The following is a 19106-nucleotide window of genomic DNA, read 5'->3' on the forward strand; positions in this document are numbered from 1 at the left end:
CGTTCGTTGTATCATGGCCCAATGGAACTAGGAAGGCTGTAACCTGTGACGACTCAAGAAACACCTAAAAAAAGTAAAATACGTGAGCGCAATAGTCAGCAAATACTCAAAGCGGCTGAAGATGAATTTGTATTGCATGGCTATAAAGGCACGAGTATGCAGTCAATCGCTGACCGCGCTGGGCTGCCAAAAGCCAACATCCATTACTATTTTAAAAATAAAGCGAATCTTTATCAGGCCGTTTTAGAGGATATTATTGGTAACTGGAACCAGATTCTTGATGATATGTCGCCAGAGAGCGACCCAAAGGAAGTTCTAACGCGCTTTATTCGCAGTAAAATGCAGATGTCTTACACTAATCCCAATGGCTCAAAGATCTTCGCGATGGAGATCATTCAAGGTGCTCCGCACATTAAGCAGTATATTAGTAAAGATATGCGTGTTTGGGTCAAAGAAAAAACCGGGGTCATTCAAAGCTGGGTTGATCAAGGTAAAATGAAAGCCATTGATCCTATCCACCTAATATTCATGATATGGGCCACGACACAGCACTACGCTGACTTTAACACTCAAGTGCTTGAAGTGATGAATCGCCGCGAATATGAAAAAGAAGATATTGAACATATCACGGGGTTTTTAACCAATATGATTTTAGCGGGCTGTGGTTTAGAGTAAGCCTCTGATAAATGAAGTCATTTAACGAAAAAAGGTGAAGCTGAGCTTCACCTTTTTTGTTTTAAATGGCCTTAAACGCAATCACACTTGTGCGGAAGATTCCGCTGATTGCTTAGAACTGTTTGCAAGGATCATGGCAAACACCGCGCCGGTTAAAAACATGCTTAAGCTGTAGCATGTTGCCGCTATTGCCATCTCTGTATTTTCTAGCAGCGTTAACGCAATAACAATCGCCAGCGTGCCGTTTTGAAAGCCTACTTCAATACCAATTGCCTTACTTTGTGCTTCATTTAACTTGGCCACTTTTGCAAGAAAGTAACCCAACATCATACTGGCAATGTTTAATATAATGGCGGCAATACCAGCCTTAGCAAAGTATTCAGCCATATTGTGCAGGTTTTCAAACACGATTAGCGCCACGATAAAAAACAAAAATAAGATCGAAAATAACTTAACCGGTTTATCTGCTTTTTTAGACCATTCTGGTTTTTTATAATTGATAAACATACCAATTGAAATAGGCAAAATGGTAATCACCACTAATTGAATAATCGTTTTGATAACAGGCAAGTGAATGTATTCTTCTTGGCCCATCAATAGACTCATGAACATGACGATCATAAGAGGGACGGTAAAAGGCGCGATTAAACTGACCAGTGAGGTTAATGTCACCGACAGTGCAATATCACCTTTGGCTAAATAGGTGTAAAGGTTTGATGTCGTACCGCCTGGGCATAACGCTAAGATCATGACACCAACCGCCACAGCACCTGTCATACCAAATGCCAAAACAATTAAATACGCTAAAATAGGGAGCATGATCATTTGCGCAATTAAGCCCAGCGCTACCGCTTTTGGTCGTAACATCACCAGTTTAAAATCAATGGGCTTTAACGCTAACCCCATGCCCAACATGATAATAAACAGTGATAATGGCAATATCACTTTTACAAGAATACCAGCTTCCATAACGCCCTCTGCACATTTTTATTTTTATGATTTGAGCATACTCACAACCGATAACACTGCCAAGGACTTAGACAAGTACTGACCTAAAAGGCCATGTTTGTGTCTTAAATGGCGAATAGTGTCTAGCGTGTCATTTTCTTACACGTAAGGTATATAGCATATTTTGGCATTCATTCTGCGTTAAAGCTTCTAACAAAACGCTCCACCAGCGTATTGTCTCTACAATTTCAGCGGCGACATAAACTTTGTTTCATTAAATATAACGGATGCGTCCTCAGAATCCGAAGCCCAGCGTTGTTATTTACTCAAAGTTCATAATTACAACTTGTGGGTAATCGTCTTGCTCCTCACGGTATCTTAACCAGACATCTTTCTGACCAGATACTTTTGCTGCTATTGCGAGAGAGTACATTGGATTTAAGTAAGCAGGGTTGCACCGCTATTAAATGTACCTAATTTAAGCCAACCTGAATGCCCTGATACTTGGATAAGGGCTAGGCCAGACTCGTTCACATATACTTTGGTTATTTTTTGACTGCTTAAATCACCAGACTGAGCATTCGCTGTCATCAATATAAGACCGATTATTTGTTTCATTTATGATTCGACTATAGATAACGGCTCTCATCATCCCGTATGGGATGCATGAGTTTGTTATGTTATTTATACACTTCTATAAAAGAAGCTTTGGCGCAATTGCCTGTATTATCATATGAATAAATTCTAACTAATTTTCCGGCAGCAAAGGCCATCAATGCGGTAGAGTATAATCTATTCCATGATGCTTCGTTTGGAATATCAGTAGGATTTTCAGAAGTATTGACACCAGGAAAAATAACCCAGCCTTTGTTGTTATTTTCTGCACAGTCTCCTACGCCACCTGATAATTTCAAATAAAAGTTATCAGAACGACCGTCATTAGATGTAGAAACCGCTATTATTTCGGCATGATTAACTAAATCTCCTGCGTTAGCATTTAAACACGCAAGGGAGATTATGAGGATTACAATTCTATACATATAAATTTCCACTAACATAACGGTCGTGGCTTCGGGGATCCGAAGCCCATTGTTGTTATGTTGGTTGTACCAAAAACTTTACTAAAATAGGAAGGCGTTTGGTGTGGTTAATTTACTTAGGCTGGATCATATTGCACAATTTCGCAATAACTACCTGACGAACTAACATCAACATAGATGGTTGCTGTTTTATTACCCGCCATATACGAGGCTAAAGCAACAGATATCATTGTGGAATGCTCTTTTTTTATGATCATCCATCCGGTACCTTGAGTGCACCCTGACGGCTTACCGGTATCTAATAAAATTAATAGGCCTTCACGAATACTCGTAATATTACTTACAGTTCCACCTAACTTAGAATCACTTGAAAAGACTGAAGCAGAAAGAAAAAATAATATTAAAAATAGGTATTTCATTTTTTACTCTTTAAAAACATAACACCGCCTTCATCCGGTATCGGATGCAAGGCTTAGTTATGTTTAGTTATTTACAACATCAGTCCAAACAGTATCACCTAGCTGAACTTCAGTAATATTTGCGTAAGGTCCTCCCACACAACCACTAACATGTAACTTCACTAATTGATTCGAAGATTTTGCCGCTAGTAGTATTGCAAAAATACGCCCAGTCGAATCATTTAGATAATATATCCCCATGCCCTGTGTTCCCGAGCAAGACTCATTTACAGAAGCAGTTGCCATTTTAATATAATGAGCATCCCCAGCGGGATAAGCTCTAATAGATAATACTTTTGCTGCTGGAGTCCATGCAGCATGAACCCCAGAACCTAAAAATAGAAGAAATAAAAATAACGCAATATTATTCAACATTTAAAACCTTATTTTGCATAACTCCGTCTTCAACCGGACTCGGTTGCAAGACATAGTTATGTTGTTAATTTAATTTTAAACACCGTAGCTGTTAACACTGAAACGGCTTATATGTGCTATGTAAAATTCTAATTTATAGTATTTGCACATGAAGGATTTCACCATAATTTGCACCTGACCAAATAGGTACACAACCCTCATTAATATAAAATTTCACATCTTTACTAGCTGCAAAGGCAGTCAACAACATAGCAAGCATAGTTCTTTGAGTAGTTGGATTAAGTATTACATGACCTGCTACAGGGCCACCATTCACGCCACATTCAGCTAAGTTGTTATAATTTTCTAAACTTAATAATAAATTTTCTTCATCGTACACAAACATCGACGTTATCTTTGTTTGCTCTGTCCAGCCAGCCGTTGCCGCATATGAAGCGTGTGATAGAAAAATTCCAGCCAATGCCAAAACTATAACTTTCATATTCATTAATGACTCCAATATACATAACGGCTGTGGCTTCGGGACTCCGAAGCCCACCGTTGTTATGTTGTTAATATATAAAGCCATGAGCCCATGATTCAACAGCGTCAATATATTGAAGGCACTGACCTTTTCCATAAGCTTTTATTTTCTTATTAGATGCATGAGCAGTTAAAGCAAGACTATATATAGCTCTACCTGCTTCAGTTTTTAAATCAAATGAATAGTGCCCTCGCCAAGCGGGGTGAGTGCAGTCAGACGGACCTATAATCGCATTTGTAAACTGAATTAATCCATGACCATTATCATCAACCCTAACGTAAGAAATAGTACTATCAACTTCAGACGCACTAGAGAAAAAAGGAGTTAGCATCGCTATCAATAATACTAATTTTTTCACAATTATTTACTCTCTATCTACATAACAATTTGGTTATTCGGATGGATCTTGATAACCAGTTATAGCTAGAGAAAGACGGACTGCAATTTTCCCTTTGCTTTCAACGGTTTAGTTAATCCATGCAATTTAATGGCGGATTTTACCCTTCCCTAAAAACAAATCAATCAAATAAATCGATACAAATCCGGTTATCAGAAGATAGGCTTAAAAATCGGCCTGAAAGCCCCGTGTATACTCATTTTTAAGAGAAATTTTAAAATTGGGATATACAGATCAGCCTTGATAATCTAGTGTATATAAATACAGTACAATGAGACTCTGGGTTAATCAGGGGGCGTTAATTATGGCCAAATTACAGGCGGAATTTCACGATAACATGCGGGCAGCTCACTACGCGTTAAACACAGAGCGATCCTATTGGAATTTGATCCGACGGTATATCTTATTTCATGGTAAGCGGCACTCTAAGGATATGAGTGCATCCGAGGTATCTATGTTTTAACGCATTTGGCCGCAAGGGAGTATGTGGCGGTGTGACTCAAAAACAGGCTTTGTCAGCGTTGGTGCTTTTGTATGAAAAGGTGTTGTTTAAAGAGATACAAATAGATGAATGGGGGCGCCCCAGAAAAACCAAAACATTGCCCGTTGTGCTAACGGTTGATGAGGTGCGAAGAACACTTGCTTGTATGAATGGTTTGCCACTCACTGCTGCACAGTTAATGTACGGCGCAGGGTTGAGTGTGTGGAGGTTTTGCGCTTACGCATTAAGGATATCGATTTTGGGCAAAGGAAATAACCATTAGGCAAGGCAAGGATTTAATATTGTGCGACTATGTTGCCATGAATTTACACTCATGTGCTATATCGTTACGGGGAGGCGTGGTAAGTCCTTTTGGTGATAAATCAATGATCCAGCAACATAGGACATTCCATTCGAGGCCGTGCCAATGAATACACACGAAAAGAAAGCGAGGACACAACCATAACCTAGTAAACACTAATAAATTAAATTTTATAATCCACGTAAGATCAAGTAAGTTAAAATAAAGACAGTCTTTATCTTGTCATTTTTTTAACAAAAACAACTACAAACAATGCAAGAGTAAAACTGCCGGTAAAGGCTTCCATAGCCGCCAGTAAGCGGCTAAACCCAATAGGCACAAGATCACCATAACCAAGCGTCGTGAAGGTAACGACACTAAAGTATAAGCTCGTGCCCAAGTTCATTAAGTTTTGTTCTATTGATAAATCGGCTTGTAAACCTATTCCGTTACCACCGTCCGCTATTCCTAAAACCCAATAGGCCAACGCAAACAACACAATGATTACCAATGAAAACATAATCACACGGGCCGGTTTTTCTCCGTAACCGCAAAATGTATCCACGGCCTTTGAGACCAATCTTGGCCATGAGAATTTGGGCATCTGATAACGTCTATGGGTCATTTCTTTTATAAAGAAATAACCTGCTAGCTCAAACAACCCTTGGCGCTCGCTGACTTTTCGTAAGTTTCTACTCACTTCTTCCGCCTGCTCAAAGTACATAACCGCCTGTTTACGGTTACGCTCTGCGAATGCTTTTTTACCAAGCGATTCGTAATACATGGGTTCGCCCCAGTGTATGTTTTCGATTTTGGCCTCATCAAAGCGAGCGCCTAGCAAATTGGTTTGTTCGAGGTTCGCACAATGTAAATTGGCCTCTCGGCAATCGGCTTTCATAAGTGAGGCATGAGAGAGATCGACTTTAAACAGGTGAGCTTGACGTAAACTGGCATGGAACAAATCCGCATAGGCTAGACTGTATCCCTCACTGTGACCGTGCCGAACTAAGTTAATGCCATCTAGATTGGTATAGGCAAGGAATGCGCCCTCCATTGAGTGACCTTCATGCACCAACTGTGACAGCTCATCGCCAAGCGCTTGCCCTCTTTTATCTATGTCAGGGTCATGCCAGAAACATAACCCTTTTTCTGCACCGTCTAACTGACACTGCTTGCCATCTTTAAAACGATATATACACATACCAACTACTCCAAAGCTTGGTTAAGTGTAGTCCAGTTTTATGTGTAAACTCGGTGCAAAAAAAATGGCAAAGTGATTGCTCACTTTGCCATTTTTTAAAGCGGTTCAGCCGATTAGTGCTGGTGACCGCCTTCGCCATGTACATGGCCGTGCTCAAGTTCTTCTGAACTTGCATCACGAATTTCTTTTACTTCACCAGAGAAGGCAAGTTTGATGTCAGCAAGAGGATGGTTTGCATCCACGGTTACCACATCACCTTCAACCGCGGTTACTTCAACAACAACAGGGCCTTCGGCGCCGTCAGCGGTAAATGCCATACCCACTGCTACGTTTTCAATGCCTTGGAATGCTTCCATTGGTACTTGCTGTACTAGGCTTTCATCACGAACGCCGTAACCTTCTTCTGGGGTTACCGTTACGTCGTAGCTGTCGCCAACAACTTTACCATTTAGTTCCGCTTCTAGGCCGGGAACTAAATTATTAAAACCATGTAAATATACTAATGGCTCGCCATCTTTAGACGATTCAATCAAGTCACCGGTTTCTGCATTTTTAACAGTAAACTCTAAGGTAACTACTTTGTTATCTGCAATAGTCATGGCTACTCCTTATTTGGCTTCGCCGAATTAAACACGCATTTATAATAAGTGCTTAATGTGAGTGTTTTTATACAAATAAACCCACTTAAAATTAAGTAGGCTTATCTTTCTAATATAAATATTATTCAAATCGTGAGTGAGGCAGCTTATTACTGCATCACTCGATTCAACGATATCTATTAAGCTTCAATGCCTTTAAGGGTCAATTTAATACGACCTTTATTATCAACATCTAATACTTTAACTTTAATTTTCTGACCTTCAGTTAAGTGATCAGCCACGTTATCTACACGCTCATCAGAAATCTGAGAGATATGCACTAGGCCGTCTTTACCAGGCAAGATGTTAACAAATGCACCAAAATCAACGATTTTTTGCACTTTACCTTCGTAGATAGTGCCAACTTCTGCTTCAGCGGTCACGGACTCAAATAAACCTTTGGCTTTTTCGGCCGCTACTTTAGTCAGTGCGAAAATGCTGATTAGGCCTTCGTCAGAAATATCAACGTCCGCGCCGGTTTCGTCACAAATACCACGAATGGTCGCGCCGCCTTTACCAATCGCTTCAGCAATTTTGTCTGAAGGAATTTTCAACGTTAGGTAAGTCGGAGCATTGTCAGGCATTTCATCACGATGCTTAGACATTACTTCGTTCATTTGCTTCAAGATCGTCATACGAGCGTCAAGGGCTTGCTCTAGTGCAATCTCCATGATCTCTTCTGTAATGCCTTGGATTTTGATATCCATTTGCAGTGCAGTGATACCCGCTTCAGAACCCGCTACTTTAAAGTCCATGTCGCCAAGGTGATCTTCGTCACCCAAGATGTCTGTAAGAACCGCGAATTTCTCGCCTTCTTTTACAAGACCCATGGCAATACCAGCAACTGGGGCTTTAATTGGCACGCCTGCATCCATCAATGCAAGTGACGCCGAACAAACAGACGCCATTGAAGATGAACCGTTTGATTCTGTGATTTCAGATACAACACGTACTGTGTATGGGAAATCTTCTAGTTTAGGCATCATCGCTTGAACACCACGACGCGCTAAACGACCATGGCCCACTTCACGACGACCCGGTGCGCCCATACGACCACATTCACCTACAGAATACGGAGGGAAGTTGTAGTGGAACATGAAGTTGTCTTTGGTGACTTCGTGTAAGAACTCAACGGTTTGCGCATCACGGGTAGAACCCAATGTTACGGTACCGATAGACTGAGTTTCACCACGAGTGAACAATGCAGAACCGTGTGTACCTTTAAGAACATTGGTTTGAATGTTCAAGTCACGTACAGTTTTGTTGTCACGACCGTCAATACGAGGCTCATGGTTTACGATGCGCTCACGTACCACTTCTTTTTGAAGTTTTTTGAACAGCTTAGAGATGTCTTCAGAGTTATCGTCTTCGCCATCTTTCAATAATTTTGCTTTGATATCAGCGTTGATCGCATCGATTTGCGTGTAACGCGCCATTTTGTCGCTTGTTTGGTAAGCGGCTGTCATGGCATCAAACGCAAGTGCTTTCATTTCTTCGTAAAGCGCGGTGTTGGTTGCTGGTGCAGTCCATTCCCAACGCTCAGTCGCATCTTCAGCTGCAAATTCTTTAATCGCTGCGATGACGCACTGGTAGCCTTCGTGTGCAAATAAAACACCGCCTAGCATTTCGTCTTCGCTTAATTCTAGTGCGTCAGACTCAACCATTAATACCGCGTCAGTTGTTCCCGCAACCACCATGTCTAGCTCAGAGGTTTTAAGCTGTTCAAACGTTGGGTTTAAAACATAACCACCCTCACGAGTGTAAGCAACACGAGCAGCACCAATAGGACCGTCGAAAGGAATGCCTGAAATAGCTAGTGCAGCAGATGCACCGATCATCGCAGCGATATCTGGATCGTTTTCAGTGTCAGCAGACATAACTTGAAGCACAACTTGTACTTCGTTCATGTAACCCGCAGGGAAAAGTGGGCGAATTGGACGGTCAATTAAACGACTTGTTAGCGTTTCTTTTTCGCTTGGGCGATTTTCACGCTTGATGTAACCACCTGGGATTTTACCCGCGGCGTAGTATTTTTCTTGATAGTTAACGGTTAGCGGGAAAAAATCTTGACCCGGCTTCATTTCTTTCTTGCCTGTTACCGCTGCAAGAACTTGGATATCACCAATGGTGACCAAAACCGCTCCGCTTGCTTGACGCGCAATACGTTTGGTTTCTAATGTGATTTCTTGATTACCGAAGGTAAATGTTTTTGTTACTGGAGTAAGATCTAGCATATGTTTCCTTTTTTGATTTAACTGGAAACCTGCTCTCATTTTCTGTACTTCCAAGCATTGGCCCTTTCTCTACTTGAGATCAAGCGAAAAGGCGAATGGGTAGAAACACAGAGTGTGATAAGTCAGGTTATTCCATTTCTTATTACTGTTTTAACTTACAGTGTGTTTGTGACAACTTCATACACGATAAGTGCGAAGATTATACACCAACATATAGCAAAAACCCCCGTGAGGGGGTTTAGCAGTCTTAGCGACGTAGGCCTAAACGCTTAATTAGAGAAGCGTAACGAACAACATCTTTACCTTTTAGGTAATCCAACAACTTACGACGTTGGTTTACCATGCGAATCAAGCCACGACGTGAGTGGTGATCTTGCTTGTTCACTTTGAAGTGATCTTGTAGACCGTTGATGTTGTGAGTCAACAATGCTACTTGAACTTCAGGAGAACCTGTATCGCCTTCAGCAGTTTGGTATTCTTTAACGATGGCAGCTTTCGCTTGTACATCTAATGCCATGATATTTTCCTCATAGGTATATGCGTTCATTTAGGTTAAGGAAGATAAGCACCGTGCATATAAACAGCGGTATCCACCTGAAAGCGACATTACTGCTCAAAAAGAGCGGTTAACTGCGGCACTTTCACCAGACGTTTTAGGGCAATTAAGCCGTTGGCGTCCATTTCACCAAGGCCCACAAGATAGTCTTGCTGGTCGTGGCAAAGGCGCAATTGTACCTGAGGCAATGGCTTGTCACCAGCGTCTAAGGCATGAATTGCACGTCCAAATTGTAAATCTCGAGTCTGCTCTAAAGTCACCTGAATGATAGGCACGCTTTCAAGCGCTGTATAGGTCGGAAGTAGCCGATCCTCTAGGGCGGTAAAGTCGTCACAGCCCTCGGGTTTCAAGGCGATCAGCTCATCTAGAGTAATCATCATTTCTGGCTTATACGGCCCTGCACCCAAGCGTCGAAGCACGGCCACATGACCCAATGTGCCAAGCGCTTTGGCGATATCTTCAGCTAATGAACGAATATACGTGCCTTTTGTGCAGGTTACGTCTAGCTCAATGAAGTCATCACCGAAATCAAGCAACTCAAGTTCAAGAATCGACACCTGTCGTGCTTTTTTCTTAATATCGAATTCAATCCCTTCACGGGCAAGCTCATACAGCTTACGCCCTTCATGCTTAAGCGCACTGTACATAGGTGGGATTTGCGTTATCTCACCACGAAACTGAGACAACACTTGCTCGATTGAGTCCGATGTTAACTTGGGGATACTCGCGGTTTCGAGAATGTCGCCTTCTATATCAGCCGTATCACGTGACTCGCCGAGCTGCACTCGTGTCACATAACGCTTATTGCTTTCAAGTAAGCGCTGGCTGAATTTAGTGGCCTCACCTAAGCAAATAGGTAATACACCTGTTGCGATTGGATCAAGAGCACCTGTGTGACCCGCTTTTTGAGCTTGAAATAGCCATTTCACTTTTTGTAAAACGCCATTTGAGGTCATGCCGGAGGGCTTATCGATGACAAGAATGCCGCTAATATCGCGGCCTTTTCTTTTGCGGTTCAAAACGTCTCTCCGCTCATTTATTTGAACTGAAGCTATTGGTTATCGTCGCCAGTATTGCGACTGGAGTCTTCACGCATAGCTTGGTTAATCAAGTTAGTCAGTTTATGGCCTCGGCCAACTGACACGTCATAATGAAAACGTGGTAACGGCGTAACACGAGTCTTCATTACTTGAGACAGCTCTGTACGCAAGAAACCGGACATATCGTTTAATACTTTTTCAGTTTCTTTGATGGTATCTGTATCCGCATCAACCATACCGGGCTTCATGACGGTAAAGTAAATATCCGCATAGCCTAAGTCGGAAGCGACTTTCACTGCATTCAATGTCACAAGACCTAAACGAGGATCTTTCACTTGGAATTGCAGCATCTGAGCAAGATCACGTTTGATTTGCTCACCCAAGCGCTGAGTACGACTGTAATCTTTCGCCATTTTAAAATTCTCTTAAAACAAACAATCCCCAAGAAGCATGCCTCCTGAGGATTTGGATCTTTCCCTCAGAGAATAAAACTCTGAAGGAAAGTTTAATGGGTCGCCAGTATTAGATAGTACGAGCAAACTCTTTAACATCAAAGACTTCGATCTGATCGCCTTCTTTAACGTCATTGTAGCTCTTAACTGCGATACCACATTCAGTACCGGTACGAACTTCTTGCACGTCATCTTTGAAACGACGTAGAGATTCAAGCTCACCTTCGTAGACCACCACGTTGTCACGTAGTACACGAATTTTCTTATTACGGTGAACCGTACCTTCAATAACCATACAGCCTGCAACCGCACCAAATTTAGGTGAACGGAATACATCACGTACTTGTGCGATACCCACGATTTCTTCACGAAGCTCAGGTGCCAACATGCCTGACATGGCTTGTTTCACATCATCAATTAGGTCATAAATGATGCTGTAATAACGCATATCTAAGCCGCTGTTTTCAACCACACGTTTTGCTGCCGCATCGGCACGTACGTTAAAGCCAAACAGAACCGCATTCGATGCAGAGGCTAAGTTCGCATCGGTTTCAGTAATACCACCCACACCACTTGATACGATGGTTACTTTCACTTCATCAGTAGAAAGTTGATCAAGCGCGCCCACTAAGGCTTCAAGCGAGCCACGAACATCGGTCTTAATAACCAAGTTCAAGCTAGACGCCTGCGCTTCACCGCTCATGCTAAACAATGCGTCCAACTTGGCCGCTTGTTGTTTCGCGTGGAATTGCTCTTTCTCTTTCGAAGAACGAATGGCCGCTACTTCACGTGCACGTTTTTCGCTTTCTGCTACTAAGAAATGATCGCCTGCACCAGGAGGCGCATCCAAACCAAGGATCTCAACAGGAATAGACGGACCTGCGTGATCAATCGGCTGACCATTTTCATCAAGCAGCGCACGTACACGACCGATAGACGTACCAGCCAAAACGATGTCGCCTTTCTTCAGCATGCCGTTCTGAATAAGCAATGTAGCAACAGGACCGCGACCTTTATCAAGACGAGATTCAACTACTACGCCTGTTGCAGGACCGTCAGCAACCGCTGTTAGCTCTAGCAACTCAGCTTGAAGTAATAACGCATCAAGTAATGCATCAATACCTTCACCAGTATGAGCCGATACAGGTACAAACTGTACGTCACCGCCCCACTCTTCAGGTACGACTTCTTTCGCTACCAATTCGTTTTTAACACGATCGATATCGGCAGACTCTTTATCCATTTTGTTAACAGCAACCACAATCGGCACACCCGCTGCACGAGCATGCTGAATGGCTTCTTCTGTTTGCGGCATCACGCCATCATCGGCAGCAACTACAAGGATAACGATATCCGTAGATTGAGCACCACGAGCACGCATAGATGTAAACGCTGCGTGTCCAGGTGTATCTAAGAAGGTCACCATACCTTTATCAGTTTCTACGTGGTAAGCACCAATGTGCTGAGTAATACCACCCGCTTCGCCAACGGTTACACGTGTTGAGCGAATGTAATCAAGTAGGGATGTTTTACCATGGTCAACGTGACCCATTACAGTAACAACCGGTGCACGTGATACTTGCTGACCTTCGTATTTGATTTCTTCTAAGAAATCATCTTCAACTGCGTTATCGCTAACTCGCTTAAACTTGTGACCCATTTCTTCAATCACAAGAATCGCTGTATCGATATCAAGAATCTGGTTGATGGTCGCCATCACACCTAGCTTCATTAACTCTTTGATCACTTCGCCAGCTTTAACAGCCATGCCTTGTGCCAATTCGCCAACCGTGATCGATTCACCTTTTAGCTCAACCTCACGCACGATTGGTGCAGTTGGTTGCTTGAACGCGTGCTCGCTATCTTCACGACCACGGCGTTTAGGGGCACCGCGACGACGACTGTCATCCATACCGCCTTCACGACGACGGCCTTTACCGCCTTTGTTCTTGTCGCCAAAACGCTTATCTTTATCTTTGTCTTTATCTTTATTACGGAATTCTTTTTTCTTGCTTCCGCGATCATCATTACTAGGGGCCGCAGCCGCTGGTGCAGATGAAGGAGAATCAGATGGCTTACGTGCAGCTGGCTTAGCGCCTTTTGCATCGGTTGGCTTGCGCTTAGGCGCAGGCTTAGCATCTTTCTTAGCCGCTTCATCTTCTTGAACGATGGTGCGTTTCTTACGCACTTCGATATTAACTGCTTTTTTACCCGCACCCGTATTCAGGGTGGTGGTGGTTTTACGTTTAAGCGTGATCTTTTTAGGACCATCTGCTTCAGTCGCTTGCTCACCATGACTCTTTTTCAAGTAGGTTAACAAAACAACTTTTTGCTGATCGTTTACTTTTTCGTCACCACTTTTGTGTGGTAGACCAGCTTCGTTCATCTGAGCGACTAAACGTTCAACTGGTGAGCCTACTGCTGCGGCTAACTGTTTTACCGTGACTTCTGCCATTCGAATACTCTCCTCCCGCCTGCTGCTGCCTATTCGGTTTCTTCAAACCAGGGCTTACGCGCGGTCATAATTAGTTTGGCGGCCTTCGCTTCGTCGATATCTTCAATACCAACAATATCGTCTACGCCTTGCTCAGCAAGGTCTTCCATTGTGCGGATGCCACGGCTTGCCAACACTAAGGCCAAGTGTTGATCCATTCCTTCCATATTCAGCAAATCGTCTGCCGGTTTTGCATCTTCTAGTTTTTCTTCACTAGCAATGGCTTGGGTTAGCAAAATGTCTTTTGCTCGAGATTGCAGTTCATCAACGATTTCGTCATCGAAACCCTCAATATCTAGCATCTCTTCACGTGGCACATAAGCAACTTCTTCAAGGCCTGTAAAACCTTCTTCTACCAATACCGCAGCTACGTCTTCATCAAGATCAAGCGCCGCCATTAGAATTTCTACTAATGAACCCTGCTCTTCTTCTTGTTTTGCACCTGCTTCTTCTTCGGTCATTACGTTAATGATCCAGCCGGTAAGCTCAGATGCTAATTTAACGTTTTGACCGCCACGACCAATTGCGATTGGCAGTTGATCTTCTAACACGGCCACATCCATCGTATTGGTTTCTTCATCCATTACGATCGAAGCCACTTCCGCTGGGGCCAATGCATTGATAACCAATTGCGCAGGATTATCATCCCACAACACGATATCAACACGCTCGTTGCCAAGTTCGTTAGATACCGCTTGAACACGAGCACCACGCATACCAACACATGCACCAATTGGGTCAATGCGCTGATCGTTGGTTTTCACTGCAATTTTTGCACGGCTGCCTGTATCACGAGCAGCGGCTTTAATTTCAATGACGTCTTCACCAATTTCTGGCACTTCAATACGAAATAGCTCAATCAGCATTTCGTTTGACGCACGGCTTAGCATCAGTTGTGGACCACGGTTTTCTGGGTTCACAGACATCAGCACGCAGCGAACACGATCACTGATGCGAAATACTTCACGCGCAACCAATTGGTCACGTGGTAATAAGCCTTCAGCGTTGGCGCCCAAATCAACAATGATGTTGTCGCGGGTGACTTTTTTCACGGTACCGTGAAGCAAGTCACCAATACGATCAACATACGCGGCTGTAATTTTAGCGCGCTCTGCTTCACGTACTTTTTGCATAATAATTTGCTTAGCCGCTTGAGCTGCGATACGTCCAAAACCTGGATTATCAACTTGCTCTTCATAGACATCACCTTCTTTTAGGTTAGTGTCTATGTCTGCCGCTTCTTGCATGTTTAATTCAGACCCCAAGGCCGGAACCACTTCATTGCTTACAATGACCCAGTTGCGGAAGGTTTCATAATTACCGGTACGACGGTCAATAGAAACTCGAATCTCAGGCTCTTCGTCTTCGTAACGTTTTTTCGCCGCTGCCGCTAAAAAGCTAACTCAATAGCTTCAAAAATTACTTCCTGCTCTACGCCTTTCTCGTTAGAAACAGCCTCGGCAACTAGCAGTATCTCTTTGCTCATAACCTTGCCCCCGGTAATCCTATTTACCCTTGTGATCTTGAAATATTAAGCTGGCTTTATCGATAGCATCAATCGGTAACAAATACTCATGGTCATCTACATGAACCACGATGTCTTCGTCATCTTCAATACCAACTAGTTTGCCTTTGAATTTACGACGCCCTTCAAAGGCATAACGTAATTTCACATCAACAAACTCACCAACGTAACGCTTATAATGCTCAAGTGAGAACAATGGACGGTCCACACCTGGAGACGATACTTCTAAGTTATACTCGGATGAAATGGGGTCTTCGACGTCCATTATTCCGCTAACTTGACGACTTACTAACGCGCAATCATCGACATGAATGCCGTTCTCGCCGTCTATAAATACACGCAGTACCGAGTTATTGCCTTGTGCAATGTACTCAATACCCCAAAACTCAAAACCCAGAGCTTCAATCACTGGTTTTAGCAAATCTATTAATTGCTGTTCTTTACTCGCCACACGCGCTCCACAGATATAAAAATTGGGCTAAAGGATGAGCCGGTGTTTTCACTACCAGCCACCCGAGCCCAATCTTTAGCGTTTAAGTACTATGTACTTTAATAAAAACCGCTAAACGTTGATTGCCTTACGCGACCAACAAAAAACCCCTTATCGGAACCACTTTAATTATCTTAAAAGCAGCTCCACAGGGGTTTCAATCATCAAACCCTAGGGCTTGGAAATAAAAACTAGTGGCTAAGCCACCTAGCAAGTTGATACTAGACCAATCTCACTAAAAAACGGACGATATAAGCTCAACTGACATCTATCGCCTACCAAACCAATATATTTCGGTGCCTATCTTGAATTTATAGAGGTAAACAAACTCAAGATACTTAATACGGCTTGGTTGCGGGGGCCGGATTTGAACCGACGACCTTCGGGTTATGAGCCCGACGAGCTACCAAACTGCTCCACCCCGCGCCAATAATTGTGCACATTATAGAGACATCCACTTTTATCATCAAGGGAAGTCTCACTTTATACTAAGCAGGACTTTTAAACCTGCTTAAATGTAAAAAAAACGAGCAATGCTCGTTTTTTTAAATTGGTGCGGATGGAGGGACTTGAACCCTCACGTGCTTGCGCACACAGCGACCTCAACGCTGCCTGTCTACCAATTCCAGCACATCCGCAAAATCGATTTAGTCGATGGTTGGGATTTCAGAACCTTCGGTAGACTCATTAATCACAGGCTCTTCACCATCAAACGTTTGCACTTCTTGCATTACCTGAGGCAAGCCTTCATCTGCCAAGCCTGTTGCTTTTTCTTTAGCAAAATAAGCAAGCGAGAAACTGGTAGCAAAAAACAGAGCAGCCAACAAAGATGTACTGCTTGTTAAAAAGTTACCAGAGCCTTCGCTACCGAATACCGTTTGAGAGGCTCCACCACCAAAGCTTGCGCCTGCGTCTGCGCCTTTACCCTGCTGTAGCAATACCAAGGCAATAATAGCCACGGCAATAATAATGTGAGCAATTACAATCAAGCTTTCCATAGTATCTCTCTAACCTGCTGCGTTACAGATTTTAACAAAATCATTTGAATTTAAAGAGGCGCCACCAACTAGGGCGCCATCCACATCTGGCTGAGCAAAAATAGCATCAGCATTATCTGGTTTCACACTACCGCCATACACAATTTGCAATGCTTGAGCGATATCGGCGTCGTATTGAGCTAAGTGCTGTCGAATTGCTTTATGCACTTCTTGAGCCTGCTCTGGCGTCGCCGTCTTTCCTGTGCCTATGGCCCAAACAGGCTCATACGCTACAACTGCATCTTTAAAACCCGCAATACCTGCTTTAGCCAATACAGCTTCAATTTGTTCTACTATTACCGCCATAGTGCTGCCACTTTCGCGCTGAGCGAGTGACTCACCACACACACAATACCGGTACAATTGAGCTACTTAACAGTGCTGCAAACTTATCAGCCACTATTCCATCGCTCTCATGAAATAACTCTCTGCGCTCACTATGACCAACCAGTGCATACTGACAAACAAAGTCTTCGAGCATAGAAACGGATATTTCACCCGTGTAAGCACCACTTTTGTGCTCGCTCACATCTTGCGCACCCCAGTTAATACCTGAGGCCGCTAATAAACTTTTACACTGAAACAAGTAAGGTGCTGTTGAAAACACAGCAACATCGATCGCTTCATTACTTTTTAACGCGGATACCAATTGCGTCAATCTGGTCTGATTTTCGGCTAAAGAGCCGTGCATCTTCCAGTTTCCTGCGACTAATTTACGGCGCATATTCATTCCCCTACTTCAGGAAGGTGGCGATACTACCTAAGATAGCGATATCAAGCAAGTCAAGGGACTTAGCAAGTCGCCTACTTTATTGTGATTCGCGTTAAAAAACAGGACGTTAAATGGCCAAGGTGCTTCACACCATGGCTATTTCAACATCATGTTGCATTTGCGACTATATCGACCAAGCGATCAACAAGCTTTTCAACCAATTCGGCATCTTCACCCTCAATCATAACTCGAACCACTGGCTCGGTTCCGGATGGACGCAATAAAACACGACCACGACCTGCAAGCTCAGTTTCAGCCTGATTTACCGCCTCTTGAACACTTGCATGCTCAACGACTGACTTATCAATAACGCGCACGTTTTTCATTATTTGCGGAAACTTAGCCATGCCTTTTTTATAGTCATGGAGCTTTTGACCACTGCCAGCCAAAGCTTTCAAAACCTGCAAGGACGCTGCAATACCATCACCTGTCGTTGTCGCATTAAGGCACAAAATATGACCTGAGTTTTCACCGCCTAACGCCCAATTATGCTCTTGCAACAACTGCATCACATAACGATCGCCCACATTAGCGCGAACAAACGGGATGTTCATATCTTTAAGCGCGAGCTCCATTCCCATGTTACTCATCAAGGTACCAACAACACCGCCTTGCAGTTGATCGGTGTTTTGCTGATGCCTAGCAATCATAAAGATAAGCTCATCGCCATCAACTAGCTCGCCTTTGTGGTCAACCATCACCACACGATCACCATCTCCATCAAAGGCAATACCGAAGTCCGCCTCTAGTTCAAGCACTTTTTGTTGCAGTGCTTTTGGTGAAGTGGAACCCACTTGCTCATTGATATTCAAGCCATCAGGCTTGTTACCAATGGTAAATACTTCAGCCCCAAGTTCAGAAAAGACAGATGGTGCGATTTGATAAGTGGCACCATGAGCGCAGTCCAACACAATTCGCATGCCTTTTAGGCTCAAACCAAACACGGTACTTTTGCAAAATTCAATGTAACGGCCAGCCGCATCTTCGATACGCTTTGCTTTGCCTAAGCGATCAGAAGCCACTATTTCCATCGGCTGATCGAGCAATTCTTCTATGGCTTGCTCTGTTTCATCATCCAGCTTGCTGCCTTGAGCCGAGAAAAATTTAATGCCGTTATCATAGTAAGGATTGTGCGAGGCACTGATCACAATACCCGCATCTGCGTGAAAAGTGCGCGTCAAATAAGCAATACCTGGTGTCGGCATTGGGCCAAGTAAACCAATATCCACACCTGCTGCTGATAAACCCGCCTCAAGGGCAGATTCAAACATGTAACCTGATATGCGCGTGTCCTTACCAATTAAGATATGGCGCTTACCCTGACTCGCAAAAACTTTACCCGCTGCAAAACCTAATCGCATGACGAACTCTGGGGTGATTGGCGCATCACCCACTCGACCACGAATACCATCTGTACCAAAATATTTGCGAGACATCTTATTATTCCTACTGTGTCCGTTTAACTTAAA

General features: G+C 43.3%; 21 protein-coding genes, 2 tRNA genes and 1 pseudogene. 2 read left to right on the top strand and 22 right to left on the bottom strand.

The features are described 5' to 3' along the window. Positions 1-45 precede the first annotated feature (45 nt). Complete coding sequence (locus ACU6U9_RS01735) at positions 46-675, top strand: TetR family transcriptional regulator C-terminal domain-containing protein (RefSeq protein ID WP_446733362.1); 630 nt, start codon at positions 46-48, stop codon at positions 673-675. A gap of 81 nt (positions 676-756) precedes the next feature. On the opposite strand, the gene ACU6U9_RS01740 is transcribed toward ACU6U9_RS01735, so the two are convergent. From ACU6U9_RS01740 to ACU6U9_RS01770, 7 genes are all read right to left on the bottom strand, one after another. After that, on the bottom strand, positions 757-1644 hold the full coding sequence (locus tag ACU6U9_RS01740) for a bile acid:sodium symporter family protein (RefSeq protein WP_446733363.1): 888 nt from the start codon (positions 1642-1644) through the stop codon (positions 757-759). 417 nt (positions 1645-2061) lie between these two features. Next, entirely contained in the window at positions 2062-2241 is a 180-nt protein-coding gene (locus tag ACU6U9_RS01745) for a hypothetical protein (protein WP_446733364.1), read from the bottom strand. Between the two features lie 62 nt (positions 2242-2303). Next, positions 2304-2663 carry a DUF5992 family protein gene (locus ACU6U9_RS01750; protein ID WP_446733365.1) on the bottom strand — a complete coding sequence of 120 codons (360 nt, stop codon included), beginning with the start codon at positions 2661-2663 and terminating at the stop codon, positions 2304-2306. A gap of 116 nt (positions 2664-2779) precedes the next feature. Beyond that, positions 2780-3082: a hypothetical protein gene (locus ACU6U9_RS01755; protein WP_446733366.1), complete on the bottom strand. Its 303-nt coding sequence runs from the start codon at positions 3080-3082 to the stop codon at positions 2780-2782. Between the two features lie 63 nt (positions 3083-3145). Further along, the gene (locus ACU6U9_RS01760; RefSeq protein WP_446733367.1) at positions 3146-3496 is read right to left on the bottom strand and encodes a hypothetical protein; all 351 of its coding nucleotides are present in this window, start codon (positions 3494-3496) and stop codon (positions 3146-3148) included. A gap of 133 nt (positions 3497-3629) precedes the next feature. Then, entirely contained in the window at positions 3630-3983 is a 354-nt protein-coding gene (locus ACU6U9_RS01765) for a hypothetical protein (RefSeq protein ID WP_446733368.1), read from the bottom strand. A 64-nt stretch (positions 3984-4047) separates the two neighbouring features. Next, positions 4048-4377, bottom strand: a complete 330-nt coding sequence (locus ACU6U9_RS01770) for a hypothetical protein (RefSeq protein ID WP_446733369.1) — start codon at positions 4375-4377, stop codon at positions 4048-4050. A gap of 343 nt (positions 4378-4720) precedes the next feature. On the opposite strand from ACU6U9_RS01770, the gene ACU6U9_RS01775 reads away from it, so the two are divergent. Next, positions 4721-4879: a phage integrase N-terminal SAM-like domain-containing protein gene (locus ACU6U9_RS01775; RefSeq protein ID WP_446733370.1), complete on the top strand. Its 159-nt coding sequence runs from the start codon at positions 4721-4723 to the stop codon at positions 4877-4879. Between the two features lie 554 nt (positions 4880-5433). On the opposite strand, the gene ACU6U9_RS01780 is transcribed toward ACU6U9_RS01775, so the two are convergent. The 15 genes and pseudogenes from ACU6U9_RS01780 to glmM form a co-directional block, all read right to left on the bottom strand. Continuing rightward, complete coding sequence (locus tag ACU6U9_RS01780) at positions 5434-6399, bottom strand: ion channel (RefSeq protein ID WP_446733371.1); 966 nt, start codon at positions 6397-6399, stop codon at positions 5434-5436. 113 nt (positions 6400-6512) lie between these two features. Continuing rightward, entirely contained in the window at positions 6513-6998 is a 486-nt protein-coding gene (locus tag ACU6U9_RS01785; RefSeq protein WP_446733372.1) for an FKBP-type peptidyl-prolyl cis-trans isomerase, read from the bottom strand. A gap of 179 nt (positions 6999-7177) precedes the next feature. Then, entirely contained in the window at positions 7178-9271 is a 2094-nt protein-coding gene (gene pnp, locus ACU6U9_RS01790; RefSeq protein ID WP_446733373.1) for a polyribonucleotide nucleotidyltransferase, read from the bottom strand. A 247-nt stretch (positions 9272-9518) separates the two neighbouring features. Then, on the bottom strand, positions 9519-9788 hold the full coding sequence (gene rpsO, locus ACU6U9_RS01795; RefSeq protein WP_446733374.1) for a 30S ribosomal protein S15: 270 nt from the start codon (positions 9786-9788) through the stop codon (positions 9519-9521). Positions 9789-9877: 89 nt separating this feature from the next. Next, on the bottom strand, positions 9878-10846 hold the full coding sequence (gene truB, locus ACU6U9_RS01800; RefSeq protein WP_446733375.1) for a tRNA pseudouridine(55) synthase TruB: 969 nt from the start codon (positions 10844-10846) through the stop codon (positions 9878-9880). A 32-nt stretch (positions 10847-10878) separates the two neighbouring features. Continuing rightward, on the bottom strand, positions 10879-11280 hold the full coding sequence (gene rbfA, locus ACU6U9_RS01805; RefSeq protein WP_446733376.1) for a 30S ribosome-binding factor RbfA: 402 nt from the start codon (positions 11278-11280) through the stop codon (positions 10879-10881). A gap of 109 nt (positions 11281-11389) precedes the next feature. Further along, complete coding sequence (gene infB / locus ACU6U9_RS01810; RefSeq protein ID WP_446733377.1) at positions 11390-13774, bottom strand: translation initiation factor IF-2; 2385 nt, start codon at positions 13772-13774, stop codon at positions 11390-11392. 29 nt (positions 13775-13803) lie between these two features. After that, positions 13804-15299 (bottom strand): annotated as a pseudogene (gene nusA, locus ACU6U9_RS01815) (transcription termination factor NusA). Positions 15300-15318: 19 nt separating this feature from the next. Continuing rightward, complete coding sequence (gene rimP, locus ACU6U9_RS01820) at positions 15319-15789, bottom strand: ribosome maturation factor RimP (RefSeq protein WP_446733378.1); 471 nt, start codon at positions 15787-15789, stop codon at positions 15319-15321. A gap of 388 nt (positions 15790-16177) precedes the next feature. Beyond that, a tRNA-Met gene (locus ACU6U9_RS01825) sits at positions 16178-16254 on the bottom strand. Between the two features lie 125 nt (positions 16255-16379). Beyond that, positions 16380-16466: transfer RNA gene (locus tag ACU6U9_RS01830), tRNA-Leu, on the bottom strand. Between the two features lie 9 nt (positions 16467-16475). Beyond that, positions 16476-16826: a preprotein translocase subunit SecG gene (secG, locus tag ACU6U9_RS01835; protein ID WP_446733379.1), complete on the bottom strand. Its 351-nt coding sequence runs from the start codon at positions 16824-16826 to the stop codon at positions 16476-16478. Positions 16827-16835: 9 nt separating this feature from the next. After that, entirely contained in the window at positions 16836-17171 is a 336-nt protein-coding gene (locus ACU6U9_RS01840; protein WP_446733380.1) for a triose-phosphate isomerase family protein, read from the bottom strand. 31 nt (positions 17172-17202) lie between these two features. Next, positions 17203-17589, bottom strand: a complete 387-nt coding sequence (locus ACU6U9_RS01845) for a triose-phosphate isomerase family protein (RefSeq protein ID WP_446733381.1) — start codon at positions 17587-17589, stop codon at positions 17203-17205. Between the two features lie 155 nt (positions 17590-17744). Further along, entirely contained in the window at positions 17745-19073 is a 1329-nt protein-coding gene (glmM, locus tag ACU6U9_RS01850) for a phosphoglucosamine mutase (protein ID WP_446733382.1), read from the bottom strand. Between the last annotated feature and the right edge of the window lie 33 nt (positions 19074-19106).

It is taken from the genome of Pseudomonas sp. HK3, from assembly GCF_052920985.1.